General features: G+C 44.0%; 8 protein-coding genes. 2 read left to right on the top strand and 6 right to left on the bottom strand.

All coding sequences use genetic code 11. The annotated features are described in order from the left end of the window. Window positions 1–102: 102 nt before the first annotated feature. Window positions 103–1,395: an endonuclease/exonuclease/phosphatase family protein gene (locus tag QUB33_RS09725; RefSeq protein ID WP_333349834.1), complete on the top strand. Its 1,293-nt coding sequence runs from the start codon at window positions 103–105 to the stop codon at window positions 1,393–1,395. On the opposite strand, the gene QUB33_RS09720 is transcribed toward QUB33_RS09725, so the two are convergent. From QUB33_RS09720 to QUB33_RS09700, 5 genes are all read right to left on the bottom strand, one after another. Continuing rightward, window positions 1,362–3,044, bottom strand: a complete 1,683-nt coding sequence (locus QUB33_RS09720) for a dynamin family protein (protein ID WP_333349832.1) — start codon at window positions 3,042–3,044, stop codon at window positions 1,362–1,364. The genes QUB33_RS09725 and QUB33_RS09720 overlap by 34 nt on opposite strands. Window positions 3,045–3,336: 292 nt before the next feature. Next, window positions 3,337–4,614, bottom strand: coding sequence for a hypothetical protein (locus tag QUB33_RS09715; protein WP_333349830.1), 1,278 nt, complete (start codon window positions 4,612–4,614; stop codon window positions 3,337–3,339). Between the two features lie 221 nt (window positions 4,615–4,835). Continuing rightward, on the bottom strand, window positions 4,836–6,917 hold the full coding sequence (locus QUB33_RS09710) for a dynamin family protein (RefSeq protein ID WP_333349828.1): 2,082 nt from the start codon (window positions 6,915–6,917) through the stop codon (window positions 4,836–4,838). Window positions 6,918–6,950: 33 nt separating this feature from the next. Next, window positions 6,951–7,283, bottom strand: a complete 333-nt coding sequence (locus QUB33_RS09705) for a hypothetical protein (protein ID WP_333349826.1) — start codon at window positions 7,281–7,283, stop codon at window positions 6,951–6,953. Window positions 7,284–7,453: 170 nt separating this feature from the next. Beyond that, window positions 7,454–7,975: a pentapeptide repeat-containing protein gene (locus QUB33_RS09700; RefSeq protein WP_333349824.1), complete on the bottom strand. Its 522-nt coding sequence runs from the start codon at window positions 7,973–7,975 to the stop codon at window positions 7,454–7,456. 228 nt (window positions 7,976–8,203) lie between these two features. Here QUB33_RS09700 and QUB33_RS09695 point away from each other — a divergent pair, with 228 nt between their 5' ends. Continuing rightward, a complete protein-coding gene (locus tag QUB33_RS09695) occupies window positions 8,204–9,742 on the top strand; it encodes a SagB/ThcOx family dehydrogenase (RefSeq protein ID WP_333349822.1) in 1,539 nt (512 codons plus the stop codon). A gap of 227 nt (window positions 9,743–9,969) precedes the next feature. Here the strand turns inward: QUB33_RS09695 and mnmE are convergent, their stop codons facing one another. After that, window positions 9,970–11,355: a tRNA uridine-5-carboxymethylaminomethyl(34) synthesis GTPase MnmE gene (gene mnmE, locus QUB33_RS09690; protein WP_333349820.1), complete on the bottom strand. Its 1,386-nt coding sequence runs from the start codon at window positions 11,353–11,355 to the stop codon at window positions 9,970–9,972. Between the last annotated feature and the right edge of the window lie 267 nt (window positions 11,356–11,622).

Here is an 11,622-nt window from a genome sequence, read left to right as displayed (position 1 = left end):
TCTATTTTGTCAAGCCGTGATTAAGTCAACCAGTCCGTAGTGCTGACTATACAAACTGCATCATTCATTCCCAATCTAAAATCTAAAATTTAAATTTGTATAATGGACTCTATCATCAGAAACACAATCACGGTCGGATTGCCGACTTTAATGCTATTTATCGCCATATTAGCTACAGGAAAAACAGGTGACGCAGCCGTTTGGTCGGGTTTGGTCAAAGTTGGCGGTTCCTTTGGTATGCTGATCGGCTTAGGTGTGTTGGTATTTGTAGGATTTGTTGCCAATTCTGTTAGTTATTTTGTGGTAGATAGCTTGCTGGTGAGATTTTATCAAAAGCGGCGAGAGTTGGAACAGGAAGAACAACTGGTAAGAGAAATTGATAAATTGCCGATTACTAACGACCTTAAAATAAAGCTCAAATGGGCGGTGATGCACAGCATCCCCAACCAAAACCTTAGTTTGAAGCACATAATTTTAAAATGGTTTATTATCGCAGCAACTGTAAATGCCGTATTGTCAATAGTCGGTTATTTAGGAGAATTAAACATTTTTCTGGAATTAAGTTCTCATTTTAAACTACAATATCTGCTGGTTGGTTTCTCTACTTTTATATTTTTCGCTCTGGTGCGATCAAAAAAAATATGGTTGTTGGTGAGCGCATTTTGCATTATTATTAATTTGGCGGAAATTGTGCCTTGGTATTTTCCAGCGCCAGCCGTTGCCGCAGCAACTCCCGGACACAACTTGCGGATTTTGCATTCAAATGTTTTAAGGAGTAATCGGCGATATTCTGAGGTGATCTCGCTGGTTAAAGCAGAACAACCTGATATCGCGGTTTTTGTAGAAGTCAACTCAACTTGGGCAAAACAGTTATCGGTTTTAAGCGAGATTTTTCCTTACTCTTCCAACCAGCAAGAATCTGAGGCATTTGGCAGTGCAATATACAGCAAGCTGCCTTTAAAAAATCCCTCTGTTAAAGCTTTTTCTAACAAAAGAAAGAGTCTGTTATCGGATGTTGAATTTCAAGGTAAAACTATTTCTTTGATTCTTGCTCATCCGACTGTGCCGATCAAACAGCAGAGTTTTATCGATCGCAATAAACAGCTAGCAGGCATCGGCGAGTATGCAGCCCAAGTAAAAAATCCCCTGATTGTGGTTGGGGATTTAAATACCACAATGTGGTCGCCGTTCTACAAAAATATGGTCAAAACCGGAAATTTGCGAAATGCGCGATCGGGTTTTGGCATTTTACCGACTTGGCCGACTTTTATGCCGGTGGCTTATATTCCGATAGATCACTTTCTAGTCAGCAAAGAAATTGGTGTTTTGAAGATTCGTACTGGTCGAAATGTCGGTTCGGATCATTTGCCGTTAATTACAGATTTAGTCATTTGAAGGCAGGATTCGATATTTTCTAACAAATTATTGATTAACTGGATCTGGTATTGCTGAATATTTGTCTGTAGCGGCTCTTTGCTGTCTTGAAAACAGATAACTTTTCCGGCGATTTCCTTGTAGTGTTGCACCATGGAAAAAGTATCGGTGCTGAAGCGAGCGAGATAGTTTTTAGCAGCCTCGCTGCAAATTTCCTTTACTTGATTTAGATAAGCTTCTGACGATTCAGCCGGCTTTTCATTCCCAGTTCTTTTATTCAAAATATAGCTAGCACCGCCGACTACTGCGGCTCCCACAGGCCCGCCCAATAGCCAACCTAAGCCTGTGGCGATCGCCACAGGAGTTACTTCGCTGTCGATCGACTTTTGAGCTGGAGGTGGTGGCGGTTCCGGTAAACTGACTTGCGGGGATGGAGGAAACGAAATCAAAAGTGCGATCGGCTGTTCTTTCTCAAAGAATTCGCAAGCTTTATTTACCCATTCTGCGATAGTTTGCTGCTGATGTAACGCCTCTCGCTGAAATTTTAGCTTCCACGCATCAAAACTTCCTTCCTGAAGCGACAGCGCCATTTCCGATTGATACCGCTGCAAAAGTGTGGGCTGGTAAAGCCAACTCTCGAAGTCAGAAACGCTGGCAAAAAACCCTTTTGATATCAGTTTTTCAGCTTTTTGTTTAATTTCAATTTTGTCTTTGTGCTTTTTTTGAGCTGCGGCTATTTCTGCCGTGACAGTTTCAGCTTTGGCTCGGAGAGATTGGCAAATTTTAGTAGCTATAGCTTCAATTCTAGGCAACTTAACTGCTAGTTCTTCCTGTTGAGCTGCCACAATACTTTGCAAAGCCGATTCAAAGCTGGCAATTCCTGTAGTTTGGGCGGCCGCCACATCTCCTTTCAGCCTCGCCCTCAAAGCCGGCAAAGCATCGACGCGGTAGATATTGCTGATATTGTTCGGCAAGTTCGAGCGAAAACTTTCGGCAACAAACAACAAGCGATTGTAAACTTGTTTTTGGTCGTCTGGTTCGAGTAGATTGAGAAAATTGGCAACAAAAACGACAGTGTTGATGTGGCGATCGCTCAACCAATCTCTTAAATTCTCCCGTTCCCCTAAAGTCATCAATTTGCGAGCATCTAAAACCTGCACAACTAAATCAGCCGTTAGCAATTTATCCCGAACCAAATTATCCTGTTCTTCCCGGTCATTGGTTCCCGGCAAATCCAGCAATTCCACACCCGTTTTCAGGAAAGGGTGGGGACAGTAAACATTAACAGCGGCCACATCATCCCGCATTTGTCTGGCGTCGTCAAGGATGGCGTAGCGTTTCAAAACATCAGTCCCCGGTTCGCTAACTTCCGTGCCGTCTTTCAGGGTAATTTTTGCGCGCAATTCCTCGCCGTAGTTGACATAAATGGCAGCACCTGTAGTGGGCACTAGGTCGATCGGCAAAGCCCGATTTCCAAGCAAAGCATTGAGCAAAGTTGACTTGCCGTAATTAAACGGGCCAAAGACAGCAATTTGAAAAGTTGGTTTGGCGAGATAGTCGCAGATTGAGGCGGTATCTCGATACAGTTGGGAGTTTTTGTCAAGTTCGAGAATACCGAGTGCTGATTTGAGATAGTGGGTCAGGTTTTGATAAATTTCGGGTTGTTGCATAAGCTGTTCTACATTTAAACTGTGTGTCAAAAATCAATAAAACTCTTGTGGGACGGGCTTCTCGCCTGTCCAGAATTTCCAATTTAAATGCGTAACAGCTTATTGTTGTATCCTTGTTAGCTGTAGGTTGGGTTGAACGAAGTGAAACCCAACATTTTTTGTAGATTTGTTGGGTTTTGTAGATTTGTTGGGCGAACCGAAGCGTAGGGTTCGTTCCAAGATCCCAACCTACATATATTATAAGCGAGCGATCGGGCCTGATATTACTTATTCTCGTGAACCTGTAGGAGGTTCAGTAAATTCTAGTTAGTTCTAATAAGTTTTCTGGGAAGAGAGACAAGAAAACTTTCCCAAGGCGATATGCTGGTCCATTATTAGGACTCCAAGCATCCAAGCACTTGTATTTTCCTTGATTCCAGCCTTCAAACACCCAACGCGAGCCATCAAAACCCATAGACAAATCCCAAGTAATGGAAGGCCAAAATTTATTCTCATTGATGGCTGTCAGTAATTCCCAAGATTTTGCTTCTGTGAGCATCCAAGGCTCTTCACTCCCTACCTTGCTTCCTACTTTTGTAACAGCCTGCAAGCAAGGTGGACTCAGTATATCTCCCCAAACTCGAATGACTAAGCTGGGATGAAAACTAGGTATATAAATAAAGCGATAGGCAGTTTGTATCTTCTCCCGATCGCTCCAATTTGATAAAGGTGGCTCTTCAAATGCAGCTAATGTATCTGAATACCAGCTATTTCTAAACTGCATTCCTTGTACTTGTTTATCAGAAAAATCTGGGGGAGTAACAATATAGTGTTGATTGATGAGGTCGATCCCCCAATCTCTATTATCAGATCGAGAAGTCGCCAGATCGTACAATGCAGTATTTCTGTGTTCTATCTGCTCAATTCTTAGAGCAATTTGAACAGCTTGCTTGTATTGCTCTTCTGAATTTTTTTCATCTCTGCCTTGAATAACTATTGAATCCTCTAGCAGTTCTTCAGGCAATAATTCATGGGGACGAGCGAACTTCATCTCTAATTTTTTATTAACCATATGGACTAATGTTCTATCTCTTTCTTCTAGATCTTTAATTGTTTCTGCAACCAAAAGTGCCTCTTGCCAGAGATGATTTTTCTGATTTGATTCTTGGATAAAATTGGCAATTTCAATTAGGGTAGCTGCCTTTGTATAGCCATTTGTCAATCTTTGAGTAATTTCGATCGCCTCTTGAAAACGACCTAGTTGCTTAAGTATATCTATCTTTTCAGGGCCATCTGGAAGATTTTGGTTAAGCCTGTTGTTCAGCAGCTTTTGATTAATTAGGGTTGCCTCTTGCAACAAGCCAAGTTTTTGTAGCAAACAAACCTTATCATAGCTATCCGAAAAGTTTTGGGTAAGTTCTAAGGCTTCATGATAAATTTCCTCAGCTTTCTCAGGGCGATCGACAAGTTCAAACTGTTGAGCCATGTTGATAAGTCGGTTGATTTTGGCAGAGGTGTCTTCAAGGGCTTGAATACTTTTCAAGTTTCTTTCTAATCTCTCTAATTTCTGTGAAACTTTCTCATTATCCATATTTACCCCCTAATGTCTGCATCTACTCATCCACATCCTTAAGCCCATTCTGCAGCACCATCCGCACGATGTCAATTTTTTTGCGATCATTCCCAATCTTGGCTGAATAACAACGGTAATTTGACTGGGGGCTTAGAGCGTGTTTTCAAACTATTCTGTAGGTTGGGTTTAGGAAGGAAACCCAACTACAATTCAAGCTAATTTCAAGTTTGAAAACACGCCTAGCTTCCCGCCGATGCTAGGAAACATTGATAGAGCGATTCAATACTCTGCGACTCGGCAGAAACATCAGCCTCCAATTTTTTCAACCGTTGCGATTCAGCCTGACAATTAATCTCGCGAGATTCCTTTTGAGCCAGCAAATTATCTAACTCTGATTTCCGAGAATTAATATCAGCATTCATGCGATCGCCCACTTCTCGCCCGTAAACATCAAAACACTCTTTCACAGCATCGTGAATCGGTTGCCACTGCTCTTGAGCCACCTGCGGCAGATATTTCACTAGCTCTTTTTTCGCGGCTTTCACCAACTGTTTATGAGCTCCGTCTGCTTGCAAAACGCCAACACCCATCCCCAACAAAGCCAAGTACAGCGGTCCCAAAACAACCCCCGTCAAACTAGCAAAAATCGTACTGACGCTTAACACAGTAATTAAGTTGAGCAGAATATTTTTCCAATCAAAACCCGCTCCTGCCATTGCTACGCCCGCCAGATTTCCCGTCGTTAATGAGAACAATCCCATCGCCCATTTTGCCCAAGCTGGCGAGTTATCTTCGTTTGAGTTGCTGACTGCTGCTGGTATTTTTTGCCCGGTCAGTTTTTCGGTGATTTTTTCAGTCACTTTCGTGTAAGATGCTCCGTAATTTGCCGCACTTTGCGAGAGGTGCGAAAATGCTGAATTCATTTCTTGTTCAGCCGTAAGAGTCCAAGCTGCCAGTTTGTCGTTGATGTACTGCTCGAATGCTCGTTTGAGCGATGCTTCAAAGGCTTCTCGCTTGCCTTGGCTGAAGAAATCCAGAAATCTCAGTTCAGGTTGGTACCGTAAGAAATCTGTTTCAAAGGTGTTTTCTAAGTTGAGAACGTAGGCGCGGAAAGAATCTGCGATCGCCCGCGATTTACTATCTCTAACGCCGATAATTTCTTGTTGAAATTCATCGCGAATGTGAGTCAGCTTTTTAAACTCGGGCTCAACTGAATTAATCTTTTCCTTCAACTCATTGACATCGCGATCGAGTAATGGTAATCGGCGTCCAACAGCTTCGCGGACGCGAGCAGAAATTTGACGCGCCAAAGTCCTCGCCGGACGCAATTCCGAAATCGCCCTTTCCTGCGTCAAAAACGTATTCAGTGCCGCCATAAACTCGGGAAAACCAGTTCCTGTCAAATCCGCATCCGGGTTTTTGATCCGCAACCTGAGCGCCTTAATTGAGGTAATTGCAAAGACTCGCTCGTCGTAAATATCGTGTCCTTCTGTTAAACAATATTCAGCTAAATTAGCTTGAAAAACCCGCCGCAGTTTCCCTTCTGCTTCTGCCAACTCTTCAGGATCGTCCGGGTCAATCAAACTTTCCCGCACCTGATCCCAAGCATTGATCAGAAAGAAAACGCTCAATCCGCGATTTTTGATGTAATTTTCTAGATAGCGTCTTTCACCCATGGTACAAGGCTGAGTTGCCCTGAGTACAAACAAAATAGCGTGGCAGTTGTTGATGTAACCGAGAGATAATTCGTTGCGGGCTTCTGTATCGTTCAGTCCGGGGCTGTCTACTATTTCTATGCCTTTTTCCAGCAAAGGTAAGGGATATTCTACTACGGCGCAGTCGATATCTGGAAATGCTGGTTTCTTTTCTTCTTCTAAACGTTTGGCCTCAGCGGGGTCAATTGTGTAGTTCTGTTTGAAACTTTTAAAATCGAGCTGTTTGGGGCTTTTACCGTCATTGAAATAAACGGTGACTTTTTTTTCGGAACCGTAGCGCAAAATCGTCAGCAAAGCTGTACAGGGATTTACATCGCTGGGCAGTAAGTTTTCGCCGATTAAGGCATTGAGAAAAGTGCTTTTTCCGCGTTTCATGTCGCCTAGCACTAGCAGGCGAAAGACTCCTTGGCGCAAGTTTTTACTGGCGACATCAATGTCAGCGTTGTCTGTTTCTAAACCTAGTTTTCCCGATGCTTCTCCTCCTGCTAATTCTGATTGGTGGATGGCGGTGGCGATGTTGCTGAGGCGATCGGCAATTTCTCGGCGGACGGCGGCTACTCGCTCTAAATCGTTGAGAAAGTTGCTAGTTTCTACTTTAAGGTTCATGGCTGTTTCCTGAGAGTTTCTTGCTTGGGCTTTTTAACTTCTGTCTTCTTCAATAAACATTTTGTAAGCAATCAAAGCAATTCCTCCAACTATCAGCGCCGTTGCCAGCCAAGATGCTATGCGAACTGCAACGACAACAGCAATGACAATGCCTGTAAATTGAGCCGCTGCTATAATTTTTCGGCGCCACTGTTTGAGTTTGCCGTTAACTTTGCTGTCTGGTTCTTCGTACTTGCTCGTTAGATGTTCTGGCACTGAGCGGTCGATTTCTGATTCTAGTTCGCGAAGCCGAATTTCTTGTTCCCGCTTCCGTAGTTCTTGTTCTCTGTGCCGGAGTTCTCTGGCTTTTTTGTCGGGAGAATCCATAAATTTTACCTGGTTTGCCCGTTGCAAAGTGTGTTATTTTTTGTCAATGTTGCGGAACGATAAGTTTTTTACAACTGTAACTCACCTTTTCCGGTGTGTCGATAGATGTTAAGAAATGTAAAAAAGAGCGATCGGCTTAAAAAACCGATCGCCCGCAGCGCTGCAAATCCTCAATATCCTTCGGGCCCGATAGTAGTGCGATCGCACTCAGCTTCCGACAAATCAACCAAGCGCGATCGAAATAAGTTGCAGCCCGCTAATTGAGCTTTGGTTAACTTTGCTTTCTCCAAATTAGCTCGGCTTAAATCGGCATATCTCAAATCCGCATTCCTCAAATCTGCATTGTACAAATCCGCACCTTGCAAATTCGCTTTCTGCAAATTGGCACCTTGTAAATTGGCGTGGCGCAAATTTGCTCTGGATAAATTTGCTCTGGATAAATTTGCTTCCGACAAGTTAGCCTGATAAAGTTGAATGTCGCCCAACTCAGCATCTTGCAAATCAGTTTTATAAAGATTGGCTTCAGTCAAATTTCCGTAGGGCAAATAAGCTCCCCTCAGAACGCTACCAGAAAGATTTATTTCTGCCAAATCGGCTTGAAACAAGTTATCTTCACTTAAGTCAACGGCGTTAAAGTTTCGCTTGCCCTCAGCATACTGAGCGAGCAATTCCTCAGCGCTTAGCTTTTGCATTTTCATCCCTTTATGAGGACAGCTATTGCAGCCAATCCATAACAGTAATTAATGGGTATTAATTTGTGTATTTATACTTAGGCATTGTTTTATGTTAAGCTTGTGTAACAACGATCTCATTTTTTCTAAGATTTTTTTTATATTTGTAAATTTCTGCCTTGCTCGACCAGTAAGCGGTTAGTAATGTCAAGATCGATCGAGAAACCAAAGCGAATCCTCTACTGAAATATGCCAGAACTTCCTCTCTCCATTGCTCAGCACTACCACGAACGGACAAAATACGACCCTGAAACCATTGCCGCCAAAAGCAAACAGCTCGATTGGACAGAGCAACCTGTGCCTTTCAAAGAATATAAAATTGGAGCGTATTTTGACCTCAAGCCTTATCTAAAAGACCCCTCGGAGGATGCCGGTGCCGATCCCGATGCCGCTTGGTGGCATCGGTTATCTAGCTTGTTGCTGTGCAGCTACGGGTTGACGGCGAAAGTGCAGACGGTAGACGACAGCTATTTGTATTTGCGATCTGCACCGTCGGCGGGTGGACTCTACCCAGCAGAGGTTTATTTAATCTCCCGCGGCACTGCCCAGTTGCCGGCCGGACTCTACAACTATCAGTGCAGAACTCATTCACTTGTTCATTTTTGGGACAGTCAAGTTTGGCCATCATTGCAAGCCGCTTGTTTCCAGTCGCCAGCGCTAGAAAATACCCAATTGGCGATCGCCATTACCACTGTTTTTTTCCGATCTTCTTGGCGTTACGAAGACCGAGCTTATCGGCGAATTTTTCTAGACACCGGCCATTTATTGAGCAATATCGAGTTAGCTTGCGCCGTCAACGATTACCGACCTCACCTGATTGGAGGATTCGCCGACGAAGCTGTCAATGAATTACTGTACATCGACTCGGAGCAAGAAGGAGCGATTTGTGTAGTTGCTTTAGCCGACTTGCTAGATATTGACCAAAACTTGCCTAAATTTAAAACCGCTTTGCCCGGAAACACCACCACAGATTACCCGAAAATTTCCGAAGGTCAACTGTTAAAATACCTCCACAAAGCCACCCATTTAGACTCAGACCCTACCGGAGCAGACGGCTGGAAACTTGATGAAAGTGAAGGGGTACTAGAGGATAAATACAACTTTCCCTTTTGTACTAAAGTTTCGACGGTCACTCCTTCGATTCCTTGGGGAGTGAACCTGGAAACTTTAGAAAACACTATGCTCAAAAGGCGTTCTACCCGTGCTTATACAGGTGCTTCTTTGAGCTTGGGCGAACTGCTAGCTATGCTCGATTTTACTTACCAGCCCCAGCACTATATCGACCAAGGATTAGACGGTTCTCCAGACTATTTCGATCTAAGTTTGATCGAGACTTTTATTGCTGTTTCGGGAGTAAATGGGTTAGAAGAAGGCTGTTACTATTACGCTCCGAAAGCTCAAGAATTGCGGCAAATTCGGTTTAAAAATTTCCGCAGGGAGTTGCATTTTTTGTGCTTGGGGCAAGACTTGGGCAGAGATGCGGGGGCGCTGTTATTTCACACGGCGGATTTGAACAGGGCTGTAGCAAAATATGGCGATCGAGTTTATCGCTATTTGCACATGGACGCGGGTCATTTGGGTCAGCGGTTGAATTTAGCAGCTATGCAACTGCGTTTGGGTGTCAGCGGTATCGGGGGCTTTTTTGACGATCGCGTCAATGACGTTCTCGGTATTCCTGGGGGTGAAGCTGTGCTTTATATTACAAGTCTGGGAAGACCTCGATCGTAAGAATGACTTAGTTGTTATTTGTCAGTAGTATTGCTTCACTCAACCCAGGCGCATCTAAATTTTACAGTCAAGTTTGATGAAATTAACATCTTACACCATTCTCAAGAACAGGCAAGATGCCTGTTCCATAAAGAGTGAAATTATTGTGGGGTGGGCGTCCCGCCCGCCCTAAAAATACAACTTAAATTCGAGACAGCTTACCTATTTAATTTACTCTTTTCCTATGACTATTTGCCAATGCAAAACCTGCTAAATATTCTGTCGAGCACTGATTCTGTCACTTCTTCGCCCGTAACTTCCCCCAATGCTTGAATTGCACCGCGCAAATCTATTGTCCAGAAATCTAAAGGCAATTTGTTGCTAATAGTATCCGTACATTGTTCCAGAGAAATTTTAGCTTTGGTTAAGGCTGCTGCTTGCCGCTGGTTGATTGCTAAATCTGAGTTTGCTGCTTGCAAATTTCCCCCGCTGACAGCATCTAAAATTGCTGTTTCTAAGTCTTCTATGCCTCGATCGAGGGCTGCGGCTGCGGTAACTATACGGTGAGTTTCAGAGGAAAAAGGTAGTTCAGGGATGGTGTTTACTAGGTCGATTTTGTTGATTATTATAATTAGCTGGCGGTGCTTTACTTGTTCATAAATTTCCAAATCTTCCTCTGTCCAGCCAGATTCCGCGTCAATTGTCAACAACACTAAATCGGCTTGTTTTGCGGCTGCGCGCGATCGCTCAACGCCAATTTTTTCTACCTTGTCTTCGGTTTCTCGAATTCCCGCAGTATCGAGCACCTGCACCGGAATGCCGCCCACAACTAGCTGCGACTCTACCACATCCCGCGTCGTACCGGGCAAATCCGTGACGATCGCGCGATCGCTCTTACTCCACGCATTCAACAAACTCGATTTTCCCACATTCGGTCGCCCAACAATCGCTACTTTTAAACCACTTCTCAACAATTCTCCGCGATCGGCGGTTGCCAAAATTGTTGACAATTCCTCCAAAACATGATTGATTTCCAAACAAGTTTTAGCTTCATCTAAAGGCGGCAAATCTTCCTCAAAATCAATTCTCGCCTCAATTTCTGCCAACACGTCCAAACAAGTTGTTCTCAGTTGGCGAATTGGCTGCGCTAATTTGCCCTGCAAACCAGCCAAAGCATTTTGTGCAGCAGCAGGCGATTTTGCTCCCACCAAATCTGCAATACTTTCAGCTTGAGTTAAATCGAGCCTCCCGTTCAAAAAAGCCCGCAGCGAAAACTCTCCCGGCTGCGCCAATCTCGCCCCATTTTCCAAACACAACTGCAAGACTTGCTGCACCGCCATAATGCCGCCGTGACAGTGAAATTCCACCACATCTTCGCGAGTAAAAGAACGCGGTGCTTTCATGATTAGCAGCAAAGCTTCATCGACTAATTCTTGAGTTTTGGGGCGGCGGATGTGGCCGTAAAGAATGCGGTGAGACTCCCAGATTTGCCGTCCTGGGGCGCGAAACAGAGTTTCGGCAATTTTTAAGGCTGCGGAACCGGAAACTCGCACAATGCCTACGCTGCCTTGTTGGGGAACTATGGCAGTGGCGATCGCTGCGATCGTTCCTCCTTTTGTTAGTGATTCAGACATTTTTATTATTCACACATTCAAAACTTTTCTCAATCTCCTGTTTTTGAGTATCAGGCAATTGCTTCTATGTCTTCGATAGGAGAAATCTCGGGTTCCTCAGTCAAAAAATTAAAATAGCCGCCAGGAAAGGGCAAGCTGCCCGAGTTTCCGGGTCGAAGGGTAGGGGATATTTGGTAATATTTTTCCTAAGCTCCGTAATTGCTCGTCGGCTGCCAGAGGTAAGATAACTTGAATTATGGATTCAACCAGTTGTACCTTCATTTGACT

This window comes from Microcoleus sp. B3-A4, from assembly GCF_036705385.1.
In the GTDB taxonomy this organism is placed as follows: domain Bacteria; phylum Cyanobacteriota; class Cyanobacteriia; order Cyanobacteriales; family Microcoleaceae; genus Microcoleus.
Note: the sequence above shows the minus strand (reverse complement) of the source record. Positions and strands in the feature narration are given on the sequence as shown.

Coding starts and splice junctions, on each gene's coding strand:
- QUB33_RS09725 (WP_333349834.1), top strand. CDS start 103: ATGGACTCTATCATCAGAAACACAATCACGGTCGGATTGCCGACTTTA.
- QUB33_RS09720 (WP_333349832.1), bottom strand. CDS start 3,044: ATGCAACAACCCGAAATTTATCAAAACCTGACCCACTATCTCAAATCA.
- QUB33_RS09715 (WP_333349830.1), bottom strand. CDS start 4,614: ATGGATAATGAGAAAGTTTCACAGAAATTAGAGAGATTAGAAAGAAAC.
- QUB33_RS09710 (WP_333349828.1), bottom strand. CDS start 6,917: ATGAACCTTAAAGTAGAAACTAGCAACTTTCTCAACGATTTAGAGCGA.
- QUB33_RS09705 (WP_333349826.1), bottom strand. CDS start 7,283: ATGGATTCTCCCGACAAAAAAGCCAGAGAACTCCGGCACAGAGAACAA.
- QUB33_RS09700 (WP_333349824.1), bottom strand. CDS start 7,975: ATGCAAAAGCTAAGCGCTGAGGAATTGCTCGCTCAGTATGCTGAGGGC.
- QUB33_RS09695 (WP_333349822.1), top strand. CDS start 8,204: ATGCCAGAACTTCCTCTCTCCATTGCTCAGCACTACCACGAACGGACA.
- mnmE (WP_333349820.1), bottom strand. CDS start 11,355: ATGTCTGAATCACTAACAAAAGGAGGAACGATCGCAGCGATCGCCACT.